Origin of the sequence: Streptomyces sp. NPDC047880, from assembly GCF_040706515.1 — a bacterium.
Lineage (GTDB): Bacteria > Actinomycetota > Actinomycetes > Streptomycetales > Streptomycetaceae > Streptomyces.
The window spans coordinates 20,426-42,594 of the sequence record NZ_JBEZOK010000032.1; the positions used below are offsets into that span (position 1 = coordinate 20,426).

The following is a 22,169-nucleotide window of genomic DNA, read 5'->3' on the forward strand; positions in this document are numbered from 1 at the left end:
CGGACGTCGCCGAGGCCGTGGTGGAGGAGCCGGAGCCCGAGCTGGTCCGTGACGACGAGCGGGCGCGCGACGAGGACCTGGCCGTCGAGGAGGCCGCGGAGGTCGTGGCCGAGGCGGCGGTGGACGCTGCGGTCGACGACGTCGCCGAGGCCGTGGTGGAGGAGCCGGAGCCCGAGCTGGTCCGTGACGACGAGCGGGCGCGCGACGAGGACCTGGCCGTCGAGGAGGCCGCGGTGGACGTGGCCGAGGCGGCGGTGGACGCTGCGGACGGGCAGGAGCAGGAGGCCGATCGGGAGGAGCGCCGGCAGCGCAACGAGCCGGACCGGCGTCCGTACGCTGACGTGCCCGACGCCGAGCTCTCCTCGACACTCGCCTACTACGTTGAAGCGGCCGATGCCGCCCAGGAGCACGCTGCCGCCCAGGAGGCGAAGGCGGAGGAACTGCGGGCCGCTCTGGAGCCGGGCGGTGCGGTCGAGCGGAGCGTGGCCGAGCGCGCGGCCCGGGTCGAGGCCATCCGGGAGCTGCGGGCGACGGCCGTGGAGCTGCCCGCCATGGAGGCCGCCGACATCCGGAGGCGGGAGGAGGCTCTGGGGATCGAGGCGCGTCTGGCCGAGACCACGCGCTTCGGACGGCCCGCGGTGCGGGGCGACGACCGGGCCCAGTTGGAGAGTCGTCTGGCTGACCTTCGGGCGGAGCAGGAGCGGGCGGCCGAGCAGATCACCGCACTGCGGCAGCGGCAGGCCGAGGCCGAGCGGAGGGCCGGCCCGGAGGCTCAGCACGATGAGGTGCTGGCTTCGTGGGAGCGCAGCGGCGGGTCGCAGGAGGCGGTGCTGGAGCGCACCCTGGCCGCCCGCCGGCGGCGTGCCGAGGCTGCGGGCAAGGAGGCGATGACCGCGCGGAGCGAGGTCGAGAAGCTGGACGCGGCCGCCGCGACGGTCCGGCAGGAGATGAACCTCCGCGACGCGCAGCCGTACGAGCAGCGCGTTGCCGAGGAGGCCCGGCGCATCCAGGCCCAGCAGGAGGCGGCCCGGCAGCAGTCTCAGCAGCAGTCCGCGCAGCACCCGGGCCCTGACGAGCAGCAGAGCCGGGGCGGGACCAAGCGGTGATCGGGCCGCACACGGCGGAGGCCCCGGGGAGCGTTCCCCGGGGCCTCCGCCGTATTGCCGTGAGCCGTCAGCTCTCCTTCTTCTCTCCGCTCTCCCGGCGGGCAGCCCGCGCCTTCGCTGCGGCCTCGGCCTCCTTGGCCAGCCGCGCCACCTGAGCCTTCGCCGGATGGGCGCGGGGAGCGGTCAGGAACTCCGGCGGCTCGTCGAGCCACTGGCCGAACGCATCGTCGCCGTCGGTCAGCTGCGGCGCCGGTGAGTCCATGTGGGAGGTCTGGCAGCCGGCGCTGTTCAGGCGCGGCAGGAACGCGTACAAGTCCTTGATCCACTCGGCTTCCGCTCGCAGGCCCAGCTTGGTGGGGTCGCCCGCATACGTGCGGACCCACCCGATGTACAGGGCCGTCAGATGCTCGATGATCCGGGGGTGCCGGTACCAGCACCGGGCGATCTGGTTGCGGACGTCGTACGTCTTGATCAGCCAGTCCACCCAGAGGGTGAGCTCGCCCAGTCGCTTCTCCCGGTCGTCGGGGTCCATGTCGGCCCACACCCACCGCTGGGGAGGTTCCGGCTTCTCCTCCTGGGTGTCGGGGGCTTGGGTCTCGGTGGTGGCGTCAGCCATGGTGTGCCTCCAGCGCGGGAGCGTCCGCCTTGTCCAGGGATACCGGCGGCAGCGGACGGGCCAGCCATGCCCGCAGATCCTCGTCCCTCCAGGTCAAGCGCATGTTGGCCCGGATCGGCGGCAGGTTGAAGTATTGGACGATCGCGGTGAACGTGGGGATCTCGCGGAGCTTGTCCACCGGCAGCAGATCGGTCTCCACGATGCCGGTCGACGTTGAGCTGCCCGAGGGGCCGGTGGAGTGGGTCGGCCGCTCGGTCTGCTCCTTGGAGAAGATGTAGTTGAAGTACCGCAGGGTGTTGTCGTCGGCCAGGCCCGGCAGCAGCATCCGCAGCGTGGACGCGGAGATCACCGTCCGGGCCCCGTCCTGCCCCACCCTGGACGCCAGTTGGGCCAGGTCGTGCCAGATGGTCAGCATGGCGATGCCGATGCCGCGGCCGGTGGTGAGGGTCGTGGGCAGCTTGGGGTACCGCAGCGCGTTGCCGGCCTCGTCGATGAAGCAGCCCAGGGCCTTCTCCAGCGGCTTGCCGGTCTTCTCGAACCGGTCCTCGGCCGCGTGGATGATCGAGGCGATGATCGAGGTGAACAGGGGCCCGTACCGCTCCGCGTTCGAGGGCGAGGCGACCAGGCAGACCGTGCCGTTCTCGTCCAGGAGCTGCTCCGGGCTGAAGTCCGTGCGCTCAGCGACGACCCGGACGTCCTTGTTGCGGTAGACGGCGGCGACCACGTTCAGCGTGAACTGGACACTGCCGGCGCCGTCCTCGTGGAGCTTCAGCCACGGCTGGGCGTAGTCCATGGCGACTTCGGGGTAGTCCGGTTCGAGGATCGCGCGGACGTGGTCGACGGCGTCCTTGCCGAGCGCGAGCCACTCCCGGAAGGCGCGGATGCCGCCCTTGGAGATGTGCGCCGCGAGGAGCAGGCCCGCGAGGATGGCGCGGGCCTGCGCGATCCACGGTTCGGCGCGCGGGTCGTAGTGCTTCTGGGCCGCATCCGCCATCCACTCCGCCATGCGCTCGGCGGAATCGGCGTCGCGCGCGTAGTCCACCGGCGACCAGTGGGCGGTCGCCCGCCCGCCGGGCAGGCCCGCGGGTGCGATGACCCAGACCGGGCCGAGGGCCCGGCGGCTGTTGTAGATGGCCTCCAGGTCGGCGGCCTTGGTGGTGGTGAGGACGCACGGACCCTGCCACTCGGCGGCGTTGCCCAGCAGGAGACCGGTCGTCTTCGCCGAGCCCGGCGGGCCGAAGGCGATGGCCGACCCGCTCCGCTCGATCACGGCGACGATCTTCTTGGTGTGCTGGCCGCGTCCGGCCGTGATGCGGTCGGGCCGCTCCTGCGGCTTCTCCGGTACGGCCATCTCCAGCTCGGTCTTCTTGCCGCCCCACCGGGCGCCGCCCAGGTGGGGCTTCCTGCGGCCGAAGGCCCGCAGCAGGAAGGCGACCGCGACGACCAGCAGGACGAGGAGGAGCGCGACCACGAGCCAGAACGCCCACGTCGGCGGGGCCGGATCGTAGACGGCGCCGGGCCCGTGGCTGACGGTCAGGATGATCGTCTCGGGAAGGGTCTTGGTGGAGCTCGCCCACCCGTTGCCGGTCACCAGCCCGGCCAGCGGTGCGGCGGCGAGCACGATGGCGCTCGCCCCGAGGACGAACCCCGCACCGATCGCGGCCAGGAGGGTCTGGTCGTCCACGCTCTTGTCGCCGGCCATCAGACCACCATCCGCTCGTCCGTCTCGAACAGGGACTTCTCGATGTGGCTGAGCATCAGCTGGACGGCGTGCGAGCCGCCGCCGCGGCCGACCTTCCACAACGCGCGGCCGCGCTGGCCGGCGCCCCAGCTGCCGATCAGCTCGCACTCGGCGTCGGTCAGGCCGATCGCCTCGCGGGTGATCTGGAGCGGCTTGGTGTCCTGGGCCAGCTGGATACGGGTCTCGCACGAGGCGATCAAATCCTTGGCGATGGCCACGGCCTCCGAGCCGGCCGCGCCCACGGACTCGAAGTCCGACAGGCGGTGCGTGGCCAGCAGCTGGATCGTGCCCGTCGCACGGCTGAGCCGGAGATCGGCGTCGATCTTGCGGACCATGGCCGCGCCGCCGGATCGCATCTGCCGCCACAGCTCGTCACGGACGACGATCCACGGACGCTCGCCCGGCCGGTCGATCGCGGACTGCGCCCAGGAGGAGACACAGGTCAGCACCATCGCCACGGTCTCGTCCCCGTACTGCTCCAGGGCCGAGATGTCGACGGACTGGATCGGGGCGTCCCAGTCGAGACCGATCGAGGTCTGCTCGTCGAAGAGGCCGCCGAGATGACCGGTGATCATCCCGCCGAGCGCGCTGCGCAGGGACGCCATGTGCTCGCGGGCGAGCTGAATGTCGTCGTCCCGTACACGCAGCTCGCGCGCCATCGCCTCGGTCGGGTCCTTCAGCTTCGCGTAGACGAGGGGCAGGGTGGGCACACTCAGCCGGCTCTGCCCGTGCAGCTCGCCGGTGACCTCGCGGACCGCGACGTCGAGGCACTCCTCCTCCTGCGGCCGCAGGTTGCGCTTGAGCTGGAGTTCGAGCAGTGCCTTGAGAAGGGTGAGCCTGCGGCGGTGGATCTCCTTGAGGCGGGCCTGGAGGACGGTCCGGTCCTTGATCAGCTCCAGGTCGTAGCCCAACGGGCCCGCGTCCAGGGGATTCAGGCGGCCCGACAGGCCGGGGCCGAGGCGGACCGGGTCGACCCCGAGGTATTCGCACAGCGCCTTGTACTCGCCCTTGACGTCACCGGCGATCAGGGTCCGGTGCCCCAGGGCCATGAGCCGGAAGCACAGCGCCTTGATGTGCGCCGACTTCCCGGAGCCCGGGATGCCGGTCACCATCACGTTCGGGTTGGTGCACAGGCCCTCGCGGACCCACGCCGCAGGGTGGGCGGAGAACGCCTGCATCGTCAGCGTGTTCCACCCCATGTACACGCCGACCGGCGGCAGGCTCGCGGCGTGCAGGAAGGGGTAGATCCCGGATGCGCGCTCGGTGTCCGCCCGGAAGACCTCGGGCTTCGCGATCGAGGCGACACGGCCCGCGAAGGGCTGGGGCCAGCCCTTGCGCGGGGCGATCCGCATCGCCGCCTCGGGGTCCTCCAGCAGCCGGGACCGGCGCCGCTCCGCAGCCGAGAGCTGCTTGGGGATCGGCTGGTCTTCCGCGTCGTCGAGGAAGTCCCCCAGCCGGGACGCCTTCAGCTTCGTGTCGCCGCCGTCGCTGCGGCGGAAGGGGAGCGCCATCAGAGGCCCACCCTCCGGTCGGGCAGACCCAGACCCAGCGGCAGGGCGGCGACGGTGAACGCGTCGTCCTGAGCGCCCCAGACCCTCCTGATCTCCAGGCCCGCAGAGGAGGCGTCCGCTTGGAGTTCGGCGCACGCCGTCTCCAGCTGCTCCAGGTCGGTCACCGTGACGGCGATCAGCGCCATGAGCCGGACGACTCCGTGGCCGCTCGCGCGCGCCACGTCCTGGGCCCGCGCGGTCATCGCCTCACGGCGCTCGTCCTCGCTCTCCGCCCTGCCCGTCTTCGCCCGCAGCTTGCGTGCCGCGTCTCGCTTCGTCTTCTCGCGAGCCAGTTCCTGCCGGGCCTTGGCCGGGCCGATCGGCTCGTACACCAAGGTCAGCGAGCGGCGCGCGTTGGAGCGGGGACGCAGCAGCGGCTGGAGGAAGGTGGCGTACACCTCCGACTGGGGGAAGCCGCGGACCTGGTAGCTGACGGTCCATGCGCCGTCGTGCTTGTAGAGGCCCCAGACGGTTTCCGTCGCGGCCGGGCCCGCGAGTTCGGGGTCGACCCCCTTCGGGGCGCCCTTCCAATTCGAGTCTTCCGCCGCGGTGTTGCGCGCGGACAGCGCGAGCTGGGCCTCCGGGTCGAAGGCCGTACGGATCACCTGCGCGACCCCACGGGGCGGGAGCCACTCGACGACCTGGAGTCCGGCGCTCGACAGGGAGCCCGCCATGGCGTTGATCTCGCGGACGAGGACGGCGGCCGCGCCGATCTGCCCGCCGCCGGCGCCCTTGACGGCGAGCCGGGCACGCGCGGCGGACAGGGTGACGGACAGGTAGGTCTCACGGATCGTGGCGGCCGGGCCCGCGCCCTGCATGAGCTCGTCGAGGGCCTCGACAGCTGCGGCGGGGGCGTCGGGGGCGGTGTGGCGCTCGGTCCAGGAGCGCAGGGCCGCCCCGTCGTCGGGCAGGCTGCGCTGGTGGACCGAGATCCGGGTGATCGCCCCGTCCTCCTTGCAGTGGCTGCGCAGGAACGCGGCCCAGCCCTTGACCCGGACGTTCTGGCGCTCGGTGTCGATCAGTGCCAGGCCGGGGAACTTGACCTGGCAGACGGCCGTGTAGGTGTTCTCGATGGGGTTGTGCATCACCCCGATCTGCCCGCCGAGTCCGTCGGGCGCCTCCAGCAGGTGCAGCCGGGCCAGCCGTCCGGGCAGGTCCATCGGCTGGCTTCCGTCCTTGGCCCGGGGCGCGAAGGCGCCGGAGAAGAACAAATTGCGGTTGGTTGCCACTGCGATCTGATGCCTTACTGCGAGAACGATCCACTCGTCTGCCGACAGGCCGAGCACGCGTCCGTACGCGAGGACGAGCAGCACGGCGGCCAGGGGAAGGGCGAAGAACGCTGAGCTCCAGGAGCGGGTGTAGATGGGGATGAGGGCGATAATCACGGAAGCCGTGACCAGGACGAAGCCGAGGCCACTCAGGTTGCCCATGAAACCCGAGCGCTCCGACTGCCATCCGCCGTACAGGGCGGGTTCGGTTTGGGCCACGGGTCAGCTCCCTTCGGAGGACGAGGGTGTGGGGGGCGTGGGTGTGGGCGACGGTGAAGGCGTGGGCGGGGGAGGCTCGGACTCCTGTGTCGCGGGCTGCGGCGCTGGAGTAGACGCGGGGGGCGCGTCCCCGCCGCTGCGGGGCGGGACCACCACGTGGCGGCCGCCCTGGGCGGCGTGACCGAGACCCGCGTTGGCCGCCGCGTTCTGGAACGAGCTCTCGGCCATGTCCTTGCCCACGGCCGCGACCTGGAGGCCGACGCCGACCACGCCGCCGGCCTTGCCCATGAAGCTGCCGCCCTTGCTGCCCATCACGGCCTTGGACCAGAACCCGCGGCCGCCGCCTCCGCCGTCACCGTCGGCGGCGCTGGAGTTCTCGCCCTCCAGGGCCTTGGTGTAGGCGGCGCCGCCGCCGGAGGTGCCCGCGCCGCTCATGGCGGGCTGGTTGCCGCCGAACATGCTGCTGACGGAGCTGCCGACGCTGCTGATGAAGGCCGAGCCAGTTGAGTTGCCATCGCCGTTGGAGGTGATCACGATGAACTTCGCCAGGACGGGCCAGCTGGTGCCCGCGACGACGAAGATGATCAGTCCGACGATGACATTGCGGACGCCCTCGGCGCCCGACATCGCGGAGAAGCCGATGCTGAACACGATGACGATCACCGGCTTCATCAGGATCAGCGCGATGAGGGCGTTGCGCGCCTTCGGCCACCAGTCCTTGGTGGCATCGGCCATCTGGCCGGCCAGGGCCAGCGGCATCATCGTGACCAGGATCATGATTCCGGCCTGGCGGACGAGCATCTCGATCCACAGGGCGCCGATCGCCAGGATGCACAGGATCGAGATCACGATCACGAAGCCGACCGCAGTCGGTGCGATGCCGCTGCCCGTGATCAGCGCGGAGCCCGCCGCAGCGGTGCCGCCGCCGCCGACGAGGCCCGCGAAGAGGGTCCCGAGCTGTTTCTCCATCGCCTTTGAGGCAGCTTCGGTGTCGCCGCTGTTGTTGCCGCTGTCGAATGTGTAGTTGATCAGCGCGGTGCTGAGTGTGTCCGACCAGTTGAGCGCGACCTGGGTGGCCATGAGGTACACGCCGAGGATGACGCCCCACTTGGCGAGCCCGACCACCGCGGTGACCAGCGGCCCGCCCTGTTGGGAGACGGCCAGTTTGCCGAACTGGACCAGCAGCAGGAACGCCGCGACGATCACTGAGAGCCCGGTACTGATTCCCAGCACGGGGCCGATGCCCGTCTTCGACAGGTCGATGGTGGAGATGGAGTTGAAGGCGTCGGCGAACTGCTTGAGCAGCCAGACCACCGAGTGGCCGAGCATCGAAGCGGCCTCTTCGAGCGCGTTGGCCGCCATCTCGCTGATCTTGCCGGCGACCCAGTCCAGCGGAGTCTTCGCCGGGGGCGGCCACTTACTGCCAGCCTCCATCTTGCATTCCTGGAAAGTCTTCTTGTCTTCCTTGACGCACTTTTCCAGGTACGCCTTGATTTTCTCGTAGTTGGGCTGGTTCTTGTCGGCCTTCTTCAGCCACCGCTTCAGCTCGTTGAGCTCGAAGACCCGGGCGTCCTCCGGGTCGGTGGACCCTTCGCCGATGCAGGCCGTCATGCCTGCGGGGAAGTCCTCGCAGTCCACTGGGGCGCGGCAGTTCAGGCGCTTCTTCGGATCGGAGTCGTCCAGGTCGCAGTATTCGCCGGTCTGCTTGTTGATGCCGACCCGTTCGCCGTGGCTCAGCTCCGGCGGGTAGGGGTCCGGTGGCTTGGCGCCGGCGAGGGCTATCGACGTCCCGGACGTCATCAGGATCAGAAGTGCGCCGAGCAGCGTGCCGAGGCGCGCGAGCGTCCTAGCCATCGGCGACCACCCGCCACCCCTCCATCCACGCGTACTTGCTGTCCGGGTCGTACGCACGAGGACCCTTCACCTTGGCCGTGTACTTCGGGTCGGTGGTCACCTTCCAGTCGCCGTCCTCCCACTTGAGGACCAGGTTCGTGACCTCATCCCGCAGCGGGTTCTCGTCGGCGCCCTTGTCCTTGATCGTGGCGAACCGGTCGTAGACCATCCACACGTCGACGACGTCGCCGCTCGTGTCGAGCGAGCGCGAGAGGGCGGCCTTCACGTTGGTGCTGAAGGTGATGCCGTCGGGTGTTCCTCCGGACGGCGGCAGTCCCACGCCCTCACGGACCTTGCGGACCTCGCTGACCCCCGCGTCGATCGTGCCGGGGGAGTCCTTGGCGGCGATGGCAGTCCACTGCTGCCGGGCGATCACGTCGTCCAGGAGGTCGAGGTCCTCCCAGTAGGAGACGGCGGCCGACGTCGCGCCGAGCGCGGAGTGCTCGAAGCCGGTCCCGATCCCGTTGGCGTTCGACTTCGCCTTGAGCAGCGGGATGCGGGGCGCGCTGGCCGGAGTGAACTCCTTGCCACCGCCTGGCGGCTGGGACGAGGTGCTGGACGGACTCGGTGACGTCTTCCCGTCCGATCGGGCCGGGCCGTCGTCACCGTCGAGCGTCGTGATGGCGACGGCTCCGCCGACGGCCAGGGCGGCGACGACAGCGACGCCGATCGCCGCGAGCCGCAGCCGGGCCCGGCGGGCCTTGCGGTCGAAGGAGGCGGCCATCACTGCCCGCCCTGCGTCATGCTGTAGAAGCCCCAGACGAGGCCACTGGTGACGCCGATGCCGACGGCGGCGATGACCGACCAGAGGATGGCCGACTTGCCACGCGAAGCCAGCTGGGCCCTCTCCGTGTTGTGGCCGATGGCGACGCAGGCCCAGCCGGCCAGGCCGCCCAGCACGGCGAGGGAGAGGCCGCCGCCCGCGGTCCAGCCCAGGACCTTGCCCGTCGGGGTCTGGAGGGTGCCGGGCAAGGACGGCTTGAAGCCGGGGATGACAGGCTCATCCGCGGCGAGCGTGATGACGTCGTGCATGGTCTGGAGCATCTGGCTCATGTGAGGACCCCTTCAGGAGCAGGTTGGGCAGGTCGAGCAGGACGGAGGTCTGTGGGGGAGGCGGGCAGAGCCGCGGGAACGGGAGCCGGCGGCAGCGGATCGCCCCAACTGCGCTGTGCCGAGGCCAGCAAGGCCGCGACCAGGGCGGCCCCGGCTTCCGTGGTGCGGCGCGAGAGGCGGGTCGCCTCGGCCAGGCCGTGATTGCGGACGTGCGGATCGAACGGCACGTTGACCACGGCGGACACCTGGGACTGGAGCATCGTCGCGGCAGCCTTCACCACGGGGGGCATACGGCCCTCACCCGTCGCGGTCAGCGCGACGACCATGCGCTGGAGGGGAAGCCCTTCGGCCGAAGCGGCCTTGACCGCCGTCTGGAGAGCGGCCACTCCCGGCCCGGTCGTCGGTGCGCACAGCACCGGCACCGAGAAGGGCAGGGAACACCAGGCCGCGGTCAGGCCGGGCAGCCGCTTCGTGCGCGCGGTGACGATGTCGTGCGCTATCGGATGGGAGGTATCGGCGACCACGGCCTGCCACCCGCCTCCCGCCGCCAGCTGGTACCAGGCCGCTGGATCAGAGGGCAGGTCGAGCGGCCCGTGGCTCCACTCCTGGTGATCGGTGAGCACGCTCCAGGTGCCGACCGGTCCCGGCGAGCGGGACGCCGCCGCGTGCACCTGCTCGCGCGTGAACGGCTGGTCCGGAGGCAGGGACACCAGGCCGGTCCCCGGCTCCGCCGGCCACGAGGGCCAGGGCGACGTCAGGCGCGGCGCCGTGTCCAGCACGATGCTGGTCCCCACCGCAGCCAGGGAACAGGCCAGTAGGCCCGCAGTAGTTGAGCGGCCGCTCCCGCCGCCCGCTCCCAATACCGGTACGACCAAACGGCTTTGGACGGGCAACGTCACGGCCGGTTGCGATTTCTTAGCCAACGCTCCCCCGCATTGCAACTGTAATCACTACAGCAGTCACTTGATGTGAACACGTGTCCGGAAGTCTATGCCGGGCAGGTGACACACCAGTGGTGCCCCTGATGTGGCCTGCGTGTCAATTCCTTTATGTGGCATGGTAGTTGTGCACGTTCATCACCTTTAACGACAGTTTGAGGCGTTCTGTTGCGCCTCGTGAGGGTGATGGCTGCGCGATCGGCGTTACTTCCTTTGGGGACGGAAATGCCGTATGGCAGTGTGACGTTCATGTCGCCGGGGGGTGGCCCGCCGGACGGGTGACACGCCGCCGGGGCGAACGAGCCCCGGCGTGGTGCTCCTAGCAGCGACAGGGACACGGCAAGGGGGAAGGCTTGAAGGCCAAACGGGGGATCGCGGCACTGGTGGCGGCCTTCGTGGTCAGCCCGCTGGCGCTGGGATTCGGCGTGATCATGCTCGTCGCGATGTCCGACGACGACGGCGGCGGAGGGGGAGGCGACTTCGAGCTGAGCGGCGGGTCCCTCCGGGTGGGGAAGGGCTACGTGCCCGCCGAGTACGCGGGGCTGATCGAGAAGGCCGCGGCGGACTGCGACGCGGGCCTGCCGGCCGCCGTGCTGGCGGCTCAGATCAAACAGGAATCGGGCTTCAATCCCCAAGCCCAATCCTGGGAATACAAGAAGGACCCGAAGACCGGAAAGATGGTCAAGTGGCGCCCCCTCGCCAAGGGGATCGCCCAGTTCATAGACAGCACCTGGGCGTCGTCGGGAATCGACGGAAACGGCGACGGCAAGAAAGACGTCTGGGACCCCGAGGACGCAATTCCGTCTCAGGGCCGGATGATGTGCAAGCTCCTCAAGACGGCCAAGAAGCACCCCGAGTACAACGGATCGCCGATCGAGCTGGCCCTGGCGGGATACAACGCGGGCTGGGGGCGCGTCGAGCAGTACAAGGGCGTGCCGCCCCGCTCGTTCGCCGAGGGGCAGACCTACGACTACGTCAAGATCATCATGGCGAACGTGGCGAACCTGACCGCGCCGGACACCTCCGGGGACCCCGAGGTCTCCGGAGGATGGGGCCTGCCGGTCAAGGCGCCGCTGGGAACGCCCTACCACCAGCAGGGCAGCATGTGGTCGAGCGGCTATCACACCGGGATCGACTTCGCGGTGTCCGTCGGCACCACCATCCACGCCATCGGTCCCGGCAAGGTCGTGGCCGCCGGGGACGGCGGAGCGTACGGGAACCAGGTCGTCATCCGGCACTCCGACGGCATGTACAGCCAGTACGCCCACATGAGCAAGATCAAGGTCTCCGTGGGCGACACCGTCCGGGGAGGCACGGTCATCGGTCTGTCCGGCGCCACCGGCAACGTGTCCGGCCCGCACCTGCACATGGAGGTCCGCACCGGCCCCGACTACGGCACCGACATCAACCCCCTGCCGTACATGAGGAAGAAGGGCATAGACATCTGACCCGTCCCGGCGACCGACAGCACCCGCACCACCACGCAAGGAACGGCCTCGTGCACCAGCAACAGCAGCAGTTCGCCCCGTGGGGCGCCGTAAGCCCCACGTTCTGGCAGACCGGACAGCCCGACCACCAGCGTGCCGAAGCCGCTCCCGCACCGCCGCAGGACCGGGAAGCAGCTTCGGCTGTGACCGAGGAGCCGCAGGCGGCCCCCGCGCCTCCGCCGCGGCCCGAGCAGCGGATCGACGCCGCTCACGTACCGCACGCCCGGAGCGCCGGCCCGGCCGCGGCCGAGGATGCGCCCCTCAAGACCGAACCGCAGGACCAGGAGAAGCCCGCCCAGGCGCCGCCGACAGAACACCAGCGGCCCCACGGCGGTGAGCCGCCCGCAGCACGGCCCGAAGCGGACGCCGAGCGTCAGGGAGGTGCCGCCGGCGACGAGCCGAGCGGCCCGCCCGCGGAGTACCGGGACCGGATCAACGCCATCACCGCCGCGTTCAACGCCGCGAACGACGCCGCCCGGCTCGCCGCCGCGGCGGTCGACGCGGAACGGCTAGACCAGGAGTTCACCGCGCGGTACGGGCAGCAGCACGCCTACACCATCAACCTTCGCGAACTGCGGGGCCACCTCGCCTACCTGCAAGGGCAGCCGGGCGTTGCCGTCCGCTGGTGCCTGCACACCGCCGGGCTCCAGGCCCAGCTCTGGGGCAGCGGCCACAAGGTCACGCAAGGCTCGGTGCAGCGGGCCGTCCACATCTGGCTGAGCATCCCGGACCCCCAGGAGAGCCTGACGATCGGGCGGGAGCTGCTGACGATGCTCGCCGCCGTCACGGGCGAGGACAGCGGCCTGTCCCGAAAGGTCCGCGCGCGCCTGGAGGCGATGAGCGCGCCCGGCGCCACCCCGTAGCCCAGGAACTTCGTGCGGCGACCCCCGGCCAACTGGTCGGGGGTTTTCGCATGAAGGGGGGCAACTCCGCGTTCCTCGGCGCGAGGGCAACGCGCCGCTGAGCTGCACTGCTTGACGCTTGTCGGGATTCCCCTACATAGTCAGTCTGTCGGGAAACCCCGACAGACTGCGGAGGGATACCCCGTGACCACGTACAGCGCCAGCTACCAGGGGGACCAGTGGGAGATCAGGAAGGTCTCCCTGGACCCCGAGACGATGACCCCCGAGACCGTGCTGATGGAGCCGGACACCGTTGCCGGCCCCACCGCCTACTGGCCCGACGGCACCACCTCGTACGTCCTGGCCTTCAAGGGCGGCCCTTCCTCCTGGACGATCGCCGACGAGGCCGAGACCGCAATCGCCGCGCTCGAAGCGATCCAGAACGGAGAGGAGATCGGCAAGGAGCTGCTCCAGGCGTACACGCGGGGCGTGCGGCAGCTGGAGATGCGGCTGACCGCCCTGAAGGAGGAACTGCTGCTCTACGCCCGGGAACCGGGACCCAGCGGCAAGGCCCGGCTGACCTTTCGCGAGCTCGGCGACGAACTGCGCCAGCACCACACCACCGTCGCCGAACGCCACCAGCGCATCGTCGACGGCGACACCGCCGACTGGCGCCGATGGGTCACCCACAACACCGACCGCGCTGCCCTCTACGTCAACGGAGGGGAGCCGCCCCGGCCCCCGGAGGCGCCGCGCGAGCACGAGACCGGAGTCTTCGACAGCAGCGAGGAACCCGGCAAGGTCTTGGCCCGCTGCCGGTGCGGCTGGTCGGGCCCGGCCGGGACCAACACCGTGACCGCTTCCCGGCAGGGCAAGGACCACGAACGGAACCCGCTCGACGCGTGAAACCCCGGGGCTGCCGACGGCTCGGCAGCATGGCGGCCGCCCCGGGGACTCCCGATCCGCATCACGAAACGAGGAGCCCCACCATGATGACCGACCGCTCAACCTCCGTGCAGGGCCTGGCGCTGGCCGGCGCCCTGCTCGCCACCTGGGACGGTCTGCACCCACTGTTCGATCAGTGGGCTCAGGCGAGCAGGGACGCGGTGAACAAGGGCGCGCACGGCGACCACCTGGTCTACCGGGACGGAACCCCCGTGGGCGAGGAGACCGACGACCGCACCGGACAGCGCACCATGACCGCCACGCGGCTGGGCTGGATCAGCGCGGCCCGGCACGTCGCCGGATACACCGCCGGCCAGCTGGCCGGAACCGTCGCCGTCACCAGGACCCTGGGCTACCGCGTCCCGGCCGGTGCCCTTCTCACGGGCGCGGGGATCAATGCCCTCACCCACCTGGTCATCGACAAACGCCAGCCCTTGCTGTGGCTCGCCGCCAAGGCCGGGAAGGGCGGCTACGTCGAGCACTGCACCGTCGTGCGCACCGTCGACGAGGAGGGCAATGCGAGGGTCGAGGACTCCGGTCCCGGTAGTGCCGCCTTCGAGCTGGACCAGGCGGCTCACCGCGCGATCGGTGTCGTCGCCGCCCTCGTCACCACCTGGATCACCCTCCGTGCCGCGAGGAAGGGGCGTCGCAATGACCGATGAACTGTGGCACCTGATGCGCGAGACCACAGAGGTCCGTCGGCTGGCTGACGCGCTGCGCCTGAGCGACCTGGCCGGCACCACCACACCCGACCAGGAACGCGAGTACCTGCTGCGCCGGGCGGCGGTCGACCAGCGCCACCTGGTCCTGTTCCCGGCCGACGAGAAGGGGATCGCGGAAGCCCAGCGGTCGGCCGTGATGCTCCGCGATCACGATGCCGTCCACGCGAGCCACCAGGGCGCCGTCCCGGCGGCCGCACCCCAGTGGGTCAGCCTGGACGGAGCCGCGGACTACGTCCGTCAGGAGGCTGCGGCTGCCGGCCTCACCGGCCAGGGCTGAAGACCGCAGGTCCCGAAACACAGGATGCCCCCGCCGAAGCGGGGGCATCCTGTGTTTCCATCCGAGGTCACCGACGGCTGGGCACCATCCCCACGGACAGGCCGGGATTGGGGTCGTGCACCTCGTGCAGGGGCCGCACTCGTCCGTCCGGCATGACGGGGATGGTCGTGCCGTGCATCCACCGATAGAGCTCCTCGCCGCGGTACAGCCCGTACACGTACCGGACCTTGCTCCCGTCCGGGTTCGGGCTGTTCAGCAGGGACAGCAGATAGGTGATGAGCTCACCGCCGCGCTCCGCGTTGACCGTCGCGGCCTCACGCCACGGCTCCTCTTCGTCGCCGTCGATCTGAAGCATGATCCGCGCGGGCTCGTCGGCCACGACCTCGGTCTGCTTGTGGCCGTTCGGTGGACCCCACAGGTCGACCGCGACGATGCGGTCAGCTCGGACGAGGCGATCTGTGGACAAGCGGACCCAGGTGTTCACCAACGACGACATGCTGTATCACTCCCCGCGTGCACCGAACAACCGGGCAACCGCGCCCACTTGGGAACGACGGCCCAGAGTGGCGCGATCTATCCCACGCCACTGTCTGCTTTCTACCACTGGGTACAGACACGTGGCCTGCGCGTTTTCTTCCACCGCGCCGTCCTCCGCCCAGCGGAGTCGACGGGGGCGCCCGGAAACGCCAGTGGCCCGGCAGGAGAGATTCCTCCTGCCGGGCCACTGGCGTTCGATCAGGCAGCTGCTGCGCAGAGCTGCGGCTCCCTCTTCAGTACGCCGTCGAGGAAGAACAGCCACTCGCGGTGCGTGTAGACGTGCTCCGGAGCCTGGTCTTGACGATCGCTCAGCAGCACGGCGTCGTCGGTGATGGTGACCACGATCCGCGAGTCCTCCGCCGGCACCAGCCCGCGGAGGTGGTCCTGGAACACGGTCCATGCGGCCACCGGGTAGACGTGCGCGGTCTTCAGCGGGTTCTTGCTGTCGCGTACCGCGACCAGGTCGCCGGAGAGGAAGGCAACCTCAACGCATCCTTGCGCGCTCTCGGAACGGAGGGCCTTCCGCCACCGCGCGTTAGTGAGGTCAGGGGTCGTGGTCATTTGATCTCCTTCAGCACGGTCTGCATGAACCGCACCGACTCATGCTCATCGAGCGCCATGCCGCGCAGGCGGCTGTGGGACTGGTCGAATCGACGGGTGTCCTTGGCCTTCTGGAGGTACAAGTTCCCGCCGGGGCTATCCAGGTAGACCACCGCGGGCTCCGTGGGGTCCGGAAAATCGGGGATGGTGAAGGCGCCGGTGAGACCCGAGTGGGCGCCCTTGCTGTACGGGAGGACCTGCACGACGACGTTGGGCACCTCCTCCGCCTGCTGGATCAGGTGCTTCAGCTGCGCGCGCTGGCAGTCGAGCCCGCCGACCTGGCGCCAAAGGCACGCCTCGTCGAGTACGACGATGAGGTCCAAGGCCCCGGAATCGCGCTTGAGGACCTGCTGGCGCTGCATGTGGAACTTGAGCAGGTCCTCGATCTCCCCGGCCGGCGCCGAGGGACTGGTGCCGCGAAGAACCGCACGGGCGTACTCCTCGGTGCGGAGGAGGCTGTGGACGGTGCCGAGGGCGTAGACGCGGAGGGTGTCCGCCTCAGCCTCCAGACCGACATAGGTGTCGAGGTTCGGCGGGAGGTCGAAGACGGTCCACCACGCCTCTTCGGGCGTGGCGCTCAGCAGGTTGATCAGGGCTTCCCGCGTTTCGGCGGGGGCCTCGTACGCCTCCAGGAGGCCCTTGAGCTCGATCAGCTGGACGTCTCGCTTGCCATTCTCGATGCGACTGATCGTCGAATCGGAGCGGCCGATCGCTTTTCCTGCCTCTTCGATCGTCAGTCCAGAAGTTTCACGAAGCGTCTGGAGCTCGCGGCCGATCTTGCGTCGTTTGACCATCGGTCCCTGAGCCGCCATCTCCGCACCTCCCCTCAGTCTCCGCCTGCCAACACGGCCCCATCCTGCCGTACCGCGTGGCCGCGGCGTAATCGGTGTGCCCATGCGACCCTCCGCCCGCCAGAAACTTCCGTGAATCTTCTCAGGGAAGTTGCAGAGAGAATCTTCTGAGGTACATCCTAGGGTGACGGGCTCATAACGGCTGGTGATCGCGAAGTCCGGCCGGACGCGTTCCTCGGGCGGACATGCCGAGCGCTGCGCGGCAGACGGAGCCCAGGGAGGGAAGCCCTCGGGATGCGTAACGACGAAGTGCGGCACCAGGAACCGGCGCTCACGACCGGGGCGCCCGACGCGAGCGGCGCCCGGCGATTCGAGATCCCCGTCAGTACGGAGGTCTTACGCAAGCTCCAGGGAGCGCTCTGCATCCGGTGCGGCATCCCCGGCGGGCGGCTCTACCCCGACGGCCGCGCCGTCACCGTCTCCCCCGACGACTCCAACCCGATGTCATGGGACGTCCGCGCACACTCCAAGTGCATGGGACGGACCCAGTGACCGCCCCCGCCGCTACGAGCGCCGTCCGGCCCCGCGACCTCCAGCTCCCCGCCGGCCTCGCCTGGGATGCCGTCGTGATGCCCCAGGCCCTGGGCGTGGCCGTCCGCCACACCCTCGACGTCCTGTTCGTCTTCGAGCAGGAACCGGCGGTCATCGACGCCCCGGAGTGCGGCCGCATGTACTTCCTGACCGAGCCCGGACGCGGAGGCGTCTGGGGCGCAGACGTCTGGACGCTCGACGCCGGATCGTGGCTCCCCGTCCCCCACCTGCCGAACGGCGGCCCGCTGCCCGTCTCGGACCTGCGGAGGGCTCTGAACCTGGCGTACCCCGCCTTCCGCTGGCGCACCGCGGGGCTCCCCCCACAGCAGTCGACCCCCGGAGGCATTCTGTGACGCCACCACTCACCCCGACCGCGGCCGCCGTCCCGGAGAGCCGGGCGTACGTCTTCGACCGTGACCGCCGTACGGCCGCGCTCGCCCGCCACCAGGTCCGCGCGGACCTGACGGACTGGAAGGTGCCCGAGGAGCGCATCGAATCGGCGGTCCAGGTGGTATCCGAGATCGCGACCAACGCGGTCGAGCACACGCAGTCCATGCGCATCCGGCTTGAGGTCGAGCGGCACCCCGAAGAGATCCGGATCGCCGTACGAGACAGCGGCCCCCGCCCGCAGGCTCCCCTCGACACGTACCTGACGGCGCCCGCCGATCTGGCGGAGGGCGGCCGCGGCCTGCTTCTCGTGCAGCTGCTCGCCGCCCGATGGGGAGCTGAACCGACGCCGGGAAACGGCCTGCGGGTCTGGGCAGCGATTCCGGCAGGAGACCAGCAGTGAACATGACCGCCGCATCCCAGCCCGCGCCCCCGAGCGCATCGTGGACGCCGCCCCTGGACGCCGAGGGACTCGCGCGGGTCGTCAGCGGACTGCGCGGAGTTCGGCCGCTGGACGCGATCCTCGACGACGTCGGCGACGTGCTCAGCAACCAGGCCCCCCGCGAGGACGAGTTCGCGGAGCTCGACGAACGCCTGCGGGGCGACCTCCGGCGACTCGTCAACATCGCGGTCGCCGCGGAGAACGATGACGGCCAGGTGGCCGACCTCATCGGCCGAGCACAGACGTTGACCGCCGAAGAACTGCCGGCGGACTACCGCGCGGCGCTGGGCTACCTGCGACGAACAGCCGGCGTCACCAACGACCTGCTGGAACGGCTCACCGAGACCGGGACCATAAAGGACGTCGCATGACACCGCCCCGCCAGTTCTACCTGAAGGGGCTGCACGTCCCCTTCATCGCGCCGTGGAGCGCGGAGACCCCGCTCCCGTACGAGATCACCAAGAAGGTGCGGCCGGACGGCCGGGAAGGCATCGGCTACACCGACGAACTCAGCCATGCCGACCGCAGGAACGGCAACCTCTGGGTCCGATGGCCGGCACTGCGCGGACGAGGCAAGCCCGACCTGGCCGCCATCCACCCGCTCCGCCAGCGACAGGCCATGTCGCACATGCTGTGCATGGTCTGCGGCCACTCCACCTTCAACGACGACTTCCGCCGCTTGGGCCACCGGCACCTCTTCATCGCTCGCGCCGTCGAGGGCCACCCGATCCGCGACGGGGAGGTGACCGACACCCCACCGGTGTGCCTGCCCTGCGCCATCGAGTCCGTCGACGCCTGCCCGCACCTGCGCAAGGGCCACACCGCCGCCCTGGTGAAACGGGCGGAGCCCTGGGGAGTGGCCGGGATCGTCTACGACCCGCGCACCCTCCGCCGTATCCCGGCCCCCGCCGACAAGGAACTCACCGAGGTAGCGGACGAAGACCCCGCCATCTGCTGGACGCTCGCCGCCCGCGACCTCGTTGCCCTGACCGGCTGCACCCCCGTGGACCTGAACGATCTCGCGGCGCTGAGCACAGCGGCCTAGACCCCGCCCGGCGGTCCGGCTGCTTCGCGCCCGGACCGTCGGGCGGTCAGCACCGGCGGAATCCGTCCGCCGTTCCGACCCGACGAACGACCGAGAGAGCGAACCCGTATGCCTGACTTCCCTCACCTGCGCCGCATCCGCGCGAACCGCGCCTCGCGCAAGGACTACGAGCCCCGGACGCTCATGGACCTGGTCCTGGACGCCGACGACCACCGTCCGGTGCAGGTCTCGGCCGTGACCATCGGGATCTTCGGCTTCCAGGCGCGCTCACAGGGGAGCACGGGCCTCGCCGCGCTGCGAAACCTGCACCGGGAGCACCCCGTGCTGGTCCGCTGCCTGTGCACCTGGGTCAGCGTCATGTGGCTCCTGGCCGCCGTAGCCGTCGCCAACTCCATCTAGGCGGACGGTCGCCGGCCTCGGCAGCCGCACCCCGGCTACCGAGGCCCAGGCCGTCCGCCTCCCCGACGACCCGACCGCGACCACCGCGGGCATCGCAGAGAGGCCAGCCGTGTTGGACGAGAGAACACAGACCGCCAGCCTTCCAGGGCAACGCGCGGGAGCGAGCCCGCAGTTCGGCCGGGCCGACGCCGAGGCCGTGGCCGGAGAACCGGCCACCTGGGAACTCATGGCAGACCACCGAGACACGGCTGTCTGGCGCGTGGCCGGCCCGCGCGGGCTATGGGCCCTGAAGGTCGGCACGGGCGAGAGCGTGGCCACCGTGGCGCGAGAGGCGATGGTCCTCCAGCAAGCCCACTCCCAGGTACCCGCCCTGTCATACGGAGGCCGAGCGAAGGCCGGCCGGGCCGAGAGCGCGGCGTGGCTCATCACGCCGTGGCTCGAAGGCCCCTCCACCTGGAGCCGATTCGAGGTGGTGCGGGAACGGCGCGACGCCGACCGGGCCGCCGCACTGGCGGCCGCGGTGGACATGTGCGCCGCCGTCGGCGCCCTGCACGCGGCGGGATGGGTGCACGGCGACCTCCAGCCCCACCACACCGTGCACACGACCGGAGCGGTCCGGCTCATCGGCTGCACATGGACATCGAGCCTGACTCTGGCGCCGCCGCACACCTACCTGGGCGGGCTGGTGCACCTGATGTCGCCGGAACTGATGAGCCGCGCGGAGTCATCGGTCCGGCCGGTCGTCACCGACCCTCCGGCCGAGGTGTACGCCCTCGCTGCCGGTCTGTGGTGGGCGGCCACAGGCACCTGGCCGCTGGACTACGCCCAGCTCGGAATCGACCCCGGGAAGTTCACCGCGAAGGTGCTGCGGCAAGTCCTCGCACAGCGCTGGCCGCCCCTCGGCCACATCCCCCAGTGGCCGCAGCTGGAGGAGGTCCTGCGCCACGTACTCACCAGGCGTCCGCAGGACCGGCCCACGGCCCTGCACCTGGCCGAGTGGCTGCGGTCCATGCCCCTGTAGAACTGGCGGATCGCCGCACAGGGAAGGGGCCCGACGGTCGTTACCGTCGGGCCCCTTCCCTGTCTCGCCGAGCCGTCTGTCTACGCGAGCGCAGCCTCCCTCTCCTCGCTGCTCGTGTCGGCTTCCTCTCCGCGCTGGTGTCCGATGCCGGGTGCCTCTGGCTCCTGGCGCTCCCGGGACTCATCCGCGCTGCTCGTGCCGCCGTCCGCAGGCCCCTGATGGTCCGGCGCGGGCTCAGGAGCCCTCAGGGACGCGGCGGCCGCAGCGCGCCGGGCCCGCTCCTCCTCCGCGATCTGCCGCAGCTCCGGGAGCAGTTGCTTCACCGCCGTACGGACCGCTCCATCGGCCAGGATGCCCTCCTGCTTTCCGTTCTTGAGGCCCTTCCCGGCCGCCTTCCCCAGCTCCATGTTCGCCCGGTAGGCGGCCCCGTTGCTGACCTGTGGGCTGTCGTCCAGGACGCGGAGGTCACCGGCCCGGATCTGCTCTACCAGGGCGTCGCGGAGCTGGTCCTTCTTCGGCTTGTTCGAGGGTGCCGGGGACGACGGCACCGGTACCGGCTGGGCGGCGGCCTGCGGAGTCGGACCGGGCGACGGCGCCGGCTGCGCGGCGGCCGCGGTACCTATCGGGCCGGTTGCGGCGGCCGGGGCGGGGGCGGTCGCCGCGGGCGGCTGCTGGGCGGCGACAGGACGCGGCGCCGTCGCCGCCTGCGGCACGGGTGCCGGCGCGGCGGACGCGGCCTGTCGCTGGACCGGAGAAGCGCCCTCCCGCGCCTGAGACGGCTCCGCCGGCTGCGGCGCGGCCGTGGCGTGCTCCACCTCGGGGACGGGCTTCCTGGAGCCCGGGGCGCGGACGTACTGCAAGGTGCTGTGCAGGTCCTCGCGCCACTTCTTCCACATCTGCCAGGGGTAGCCGACGAACGGCACCCACAAGAGCAAGCTGTAGCCGCGCTCGACGTTCTTCTTGACCTTCCGCTTCGGGTACTTGCCGAGGACCAGCTGCTCGACCTTCTTGAGCAAGGTCTCCAGGAACACCGCGTACACCAGCGGCGGGATGACCGCGACGAGCCGGCCGCCGAGCGAGGCCGACGGGGCGTGCAGCAGGTTCATCGTCGCGGAGGCCACGATGAACGCCACCAGGTAGAAACGGGTCAGCTGGCTGGACCGGGCCGTCAGCGCCTCGAACAGCCGCAGCAGCGACAGGCCGAGCGCACCCGCGTCCAGGAGGAGGGCGAAGCCGGTCGCGGCCGACCAGGAACCCCCGTTGCGGTCGAAGGCATACGCCTTCTGCGCGCCGAAGGAGAGCCAGGCCGCGATCCCGGCGATGCAGAAGATGATGACGAAGGCGACCGACAGGCTGATGACGGCCAAGCGGCGGCGCCAGGTCTTGCGCCGCTCCTCGGCGAGCCGTTCGCGCTCCTCGGGGGACATCTTGTCCTGCTCCCGGCTGCGACGCGAGCGCACCACGATCGCCACGGTGCCGAGGACGCAGAGTGCGGCGAGCACGATGCCGCCGGGGAGGATGAACTTCTCGACATCCATCAGCGCGGTCCCCTCCCCCACCACAGGGCGCCTCCGGGCCTGTTGGGCCTGCGGCTGACGGCCGCCGCCTGGTGACGCATGGACTCTCCGTTCATCGGTTTCTGAGGCTCGGGCGTCCCAACCCTAGGACGCCGCTCCGTCAGCCCCGGATACCGCAGCAT

Annotated in this window: 24 protein-coding genes and 1 pseudogene; 13 read left to right on the forward strand and 12 right to left on the reverse strand. The window is 70.5% G+C overall.

All coding sequences use genetic code 11. The features are described from left to right. Positions 1-1,106 (forward strand): annotated as a pseudogene (locus AB0937_RS33930) (hypothetical protein); the annotation flags it as partial. 67 nt (positions 1,107-1,173) lie between these two features. Here AB0937_RS33930 and AB0937_RS33935 read toward each other — a convergent pair. From AB0937_RS33935 to AB0937_RS33970, 8 genes are read right to left on the reverse strand one after another with little or no spacing between them, the layout of a single operon-like run. Continuing rightward, positions 1,174-1,722, reverse strand: a complete 549-nt coding sequence (locus tag AB0937_RS33935) for a hypothetical protein (RefSeq protein ID WP_366717321.1) — start codon at positions 1,720-1,722, stop codon at positions 1,174-1,176. After that, complete coding sequence (locus AB0937_RS33940; RefSeq protein ID WP_366717323.1) at positions 1,715-3,424, reverse strand: type IV secretory system conjugative DNA transfer family protein; 1,710 nt, start codon at positions 3,422-3,424, stop codon at positions 1,715-1,717. Before AB0937_RS33940 ends, AB0937_RS33935 begins: the two co-directional genes overlap by 8 nt. Then, positions 3,424-4,974, reverse strand: a complete 1,551-nt coding sequence (locus AB0937_RS33945; RefSeq protein ID WP_366717325.1) for a type VI secretion protein — start codon at positions 4,972-4,974, stop codon at positions 3,424-3,426. The genes AB0937_RS33940 and AB0937_RS33945 overlap by 1 nt, the downstream gene beginning before the upstream one ends. Next, entirely contained in the window at positions 4,974-6,500 is a 1,527-nt protein-coding gene (locus tag AB0937_RS33950) for an SCO6880 family protein (RefSeq protein WP_164344724.1), read from the reverse strand. The genes AB0937_RS33945 and AB0937_RS33950 overlap by 1 nt, the downstream gene beginning before the upstream one ends. A 3-nt stretch (positions 6,501-6,503) precedes the next feature. Continuing rightward, positions 6,504-8,354, reverse strand: coding sequence for a hypothetical protein (locus tag AB0937_RS33955; protein WP_366717327.1), 1,851 nt, complete (start codon positions 8,352-8,354; stop codon positions 6,504-6,506). Then, positions 8,347-9,117: a hypothetical protein gene (locus AB0937_RS33960; protein WP_330269878.1), complete on the reverse strand. Its 771-nt coding sequence runs from the start codon at positions 9,115-9,117 to the stop codon at positions 8,347-8,349. Before AB0937_RS33960 ends, AB0937_RS33955 begins: the two co-directional genes overlap by 8 nt. After that, positions 9,117-9,446 (reverse strand): hypothetical protein, encoded by a 330-nt coding sequence (locus AB0937_RS33965; RefSeq protein ID WP_164344728.1) that lies wholly within the window; start codon positions 9,444-9,446, stop codon positions 9,117-9,119. The genes AB0937_RS33960 and AB0937_RS33965 overlap by 1 nt, the downstream gene beginning before the upstream one ends. After that, complete coding sequence (locus AB0937_RS33970; RefSeq protein WP_366717329.1) at positions 9,443-10,240, reverse strand: hypothetical protein; 798 nt, start codon at positions 10,238-10,240, stop codon at positions 9,443-9,445. The genes AB0937_RS33965 and AB0937_RS33970 overlap by 4 nt, the downstream gene beginning before the upstream one ends. A 527-nt stretch (positions 10,241-10,767) precedes the next feature. On the opposite strand from AB0937_RS33970, the gene AB0937_RS33975 reads away from it, so the two are divergent. From AB0937_RS33975 to AB0937_RS33995, 5 genes are all read left to right on the forward strand, one after another. Next, positions 10,768-11,832 (forward strand): peptidoglycan DD-metalloendopeptidase family protein, encoded by a 1,065-nt coding sequence (locus AB0937_RS33975; RefSeq protein ID WP_366717466.1) that lies wholly within the window; start codon positions 10,768-10,770, stop codon positions 11,830-11,832. Positions 11,833-11,882: 50 nt separating this feature from the next. Beyond that, positions 11,883-12,734, forward strand: a complete 852-nt coding sequence (locus tag AB0937_RS33980) for a hypothetical protein (protein ID WP_366717330.1) — start codon at positions 11,883-11,885, stop codon at positions 12,732-12,734. A 183-nt stretch (positions 12,735-12,917) separates the two neighbouring features. Next, positions 12,918-13,619 (forward strand): hypothetical protein, encoded by a 702-nt coding sequence (locus tag AB0937_RS33985; protein WP_164344732.1) that lies wholly within the window; start codon positions 12,918-12,920, stop codon positions 13,617-13,619. Between the two features lie 83 nt (positions 13,620-13,702). Beyond that, positions 13,703-14,320, forward strand: a complete 618-nt coding sequence (locus tag AB0937_RS33990) for a hypothetical protein (protein ID WP_366717332.1) — start codon at positions 13,703-13,705, stop codon at positions 14,318-14,320. After that, entirely contained in the window at positions 14,310-14,657 is a 348-nt protein-coding gene (locus AB0937_RS33995; RefSeq protein WP_164344734.1) for a hypothetical protein, read from the forward strand. The genes AB0937_RS33990 and AB0937_RS33995 overlap by 11 nt, the downstream gene beginning before the upstream one ends. A 67-nt stretch (positions 14,658-14,724) precedes the next feature. On the opposite strand, the gene AB0937_RS34000 is transcribed toward AB0937_RS33995, so the two are convergent. The 3 genes from AB0937_RS34000 to AB0937_RS34010 form a co-directional block, all read right to left on the reverse strand. Next, positions 14,725-15,153, reverse strand: a complete 429-nt coding sequence (locus AB0937_RS34000) for a hypothetical protein (RefSeq protein ID WP_366717334.1) — start codon at positions 15,151-15,153, stop codon at positions 14,725-14,727. A gap of 239 nt (positions 15,154-15,392) precedes the next feature. After that, positions 15,393-15,755: a DUF397 domain-containing protein gene (locus AB0937_RS34005; protein WP_164344738.1), complete on the reverse strand. Its 363-nt coding sequence runs from the start codon at positions 15,753-15,755 to the stop codon at positions 15,393-15,395. Further along, a complete protein-coding gene (locus AB0937_RS34010) occupies positions 15,752-16,606 on the reverse strand; it encodes a helix-turn-helix transcriptional regulator (RefSeq protein ID WP_366717336.1) in 855 nt (284 codons plus the stop codon). Before AB0937_RS34010 ends, AB0937_RS34005 begins: the two co-directional genes overlap by 4 nt. Positions 16,607-16,879: 273 nt before the next feature. On the opposite strand from AB0937_RS34010, the gene AB0937_RS34015 reads away from it, so the two are divergent. The 7 genes from AB0937_RS34015 to AB0937_RS34045 all read left to right on the forward strand — a co-directional run bounded on the left by AB0937_RS34015 (position 16,880) and on the right by AB0937_RS34045 (position 20,470). Continuing rightward, positions 16,880-17,137 carry a hypothetical protein gene (locus AB0937_RS34015; protein WP_164344742.1) on the forward strand — a complete coding sequence of 86 codons (258 nt, stop codon included), beginning with the start codon at positions 16,880-16,882 and terminating at the stop codon, positions 17,135-17,137. Next, positions 17,134-17,529 carry a hypothetical protein gene (locus AB0937_RS34020; RefSeq protein ID WP_164344744.1) on the forward strand — a complete coding sequence of 132 codons (396 nt, stop codon included), beginning with the start codon at positions 17,134-17,136 and terminating at the stop codon, positions 17,527-17,529. Before AB0937_RS34015 ends, AB0937_RS34020 begins: the two co-directional genes overlap by 4 nt. Next, complete coding sequence (locus AB0937_RS34025) at positions 17,526-17,966, forward strand: ATP-binding protein (RefSeq protein ID WP_164344746.1); 441 nt, start codon at positions 17,526-17,528, stop codon at positions 17,964-17,966. The genes AB0937_RS34020 and AB0937_RS34025 overlap by 4 nt, the downstream gene beginning before the upstream one ends. Before the next feature lie 2 nt (positions 17,967-17,968). Next, the gene (locus AB0937_RS34030; protein ID WP_164344748.1) at positions 17,969-18,376 is read left to right on the forward strand and encodes a DUF6415 family natural product biosynthesis protein; all 408 of its coding nucleotides are present in this window, start codon (positions 17,969-17,971) and stop codon (positions 18,374-18,376) included. After that, a complete protein-coding gene (locus tag AB0937_RS34035) occupies positions 18,373-19,050 on the forward strand; it encodes a hypothetical protein (RefSeq protein ID WP_366717339.1) in 678 nt (225 codons plus the stop codon). Before AB0937_RS34030 ends, AB0937_RS34035 begins: the two co-directional genes overlap by 4 nt. Before the next feature lie 108 nt (positions 19,051-19,158). Further along, positions 19,159-19,449, forward strand: coding sequence for a hypothetical protein (locus tag AB0937_RS34040; protein ID WP_366717341.1), 291 nt, complete (start codon positions 19,159-19,161; stop codon positions 19,447-19,449). Positions 19,450-19,675: 226 nt separating this feature from the next. After that, positions 19,676-20,470, forward strand: a complete 795-nt coding sequence (locus AB0937_RS34045; protein WP_366717343.1) for a hypothetical protein — start codon at positions 19,676-19,678, stop codon at positions 20,468-20,470. A gap of 80 nt (positions 20,471-20,550) precedes the next feature. On the opposite strand, the gene AB0937_RS34050 is transcribed toward AB0937_RS34045, so the two are convergent. Beyond that, positions 20,551-22,008: a DUF2637 domain-containing protein gene (locus tag AB0937_RS34050; RefSeq protein ID WP_366717345.1), complete on the reverse strand. Its 1,458-nt coding sequence runs from the start codon at positions 22,006-22,008 to the stop codon at positions 20,551-20,553. Positions 22,009-22,169: the final 161 nt, after the last annotated feature.

What these genes read in the sequence shown, in the direction of transcription:
- AB0937_RS34035 (WP_366717339.1), top strand. Translation starts at nt 18,373, where the DNA reads ATGACACCGCCCCGCCAGTTCTACCTGAAGGGGCTGCACGTCCCCTTC.
- AB0937_RS34005 (WP_164344738.1), bottom strand. Translation starts at nt 15,755, where the DNA reads ATGACCACGACCCCTGACCTCACTAACGCGCGGTGGCGGAAGGCCCTC.
- AB0937_RS33960 (WP_330269878.1), bottom strand. Translation starts at nt 9,117, where the DNA reads ATGGCCGCCTCCTTCGACCGCAAGGCCCGCCGGGCCCGGCTGCGGCTC.
- AB0937_RS33940 (WP_366717323.1), bottom strand. Translation starts at nt 3,424, where the DNA reads ATGGCCGGCGACAAGAGCGTGGACGACCAGACCCTCCTGGCCGCGATC.
- AB0937_RS34040 (WP_366717341.1), top strand. Translation starts at nt 19,159, where the DNA reads ATGCCTGACTTCCCTCACCTGCGCCGCATCCGCGCGAACCGCGCCTCG.
- AB0937_RS34030 (WP_164344748.1), top strand. Translation starts at nt 17,969, where the DNA reads ATGACCGCCGCATCCCAGCCCGCGCCCCCGAGCGCATCGTGGACGCCG.
- AB0937_RS33990 (WP_366717332.1), top strand. Translation starts at nt 13,703, where the DNA reads ATGATGACCGACCGCTCAACCTCCGTGCAGGGCCTGGCGCTGGCCGGC.
- AB0937_RS34010 (WP_366717336.1), bottom strand. Translation starts at nt 16,606, where the DNA reads ATGGCGGCTCAGGGACCGATGGTCAAACGACGCAAGATCGGCCGCGAG.
- AB0937_RS33945 (WP_366717325.1), bottom strand. Translation starts at nt 4,974, where the DNA reads ATGGCGCTCCCCTTCCGCCGCAGCGACGGCGGCGACACGAAGCTGAAG.
- AB0937_RS34000 (WP_366717334.1), bottom strand. Translation starts at nt 15,153, where the DNA reads ATGTCGTCGTTGGTGAACACCTGGGTCCGCTTGTCCACAGATCGCCTC.
- AB0937_RS34050 (WP_366717345.1), bottom strand. Translation starts at nt 22,008, where the DNA reads ATGGATGTCGAGAAGTTCATCCTCCCCGGCGGCATCGTGCTCGCCGCA.
- AB0937_RS33965 (WP_164344728.1), bottom strand. Translation starts at nt 9,446, where the DNA reads ATGAGCCAGATGCTCCAGACCATGCACGACGTCATCACGCTCGCCGCG.
- AB0937_RS33955 (WP_366717327.1), bottom strand. Translation starts at nt 8,354, where the DNA reads ATGGCTAGGACGCTCGCGCGCCTCGGCACGCTGCTCGGCGCACTTCTG.
- AB0937_RS34015 (WP_164344742.1), top strand. Translation starts at nt 16,880, where the DNA reads ATGCGTAACGACGAAGTGCGGCACCAGGAACCGGCGCTCACGACCGGG.
- AB0937_RS33935 (WP_366717321.1), bottom strand. Translation starts at nt 1,722, where the DNA reads ATGGCTGACGCCACCACCGAGACCCAAGCCCCCGACACCCAGGAGGAG.
- AB0937_RS33995 (WP_164344734.1), top strand. Translation starts at nt 14,310, where the DNA reads ATGACCGATGAACTGTGGCACCTGATGCGCGAGACCACAGAGGTCCGT.
- AB0937_RS34045 (WP_366717343.1), top strand. Translation starts at nt 19,676, where the DNA reads ATGGCAGACCACCGAGACACGGCTGTCTGGCGCGTGGCCGGCCCGCGC.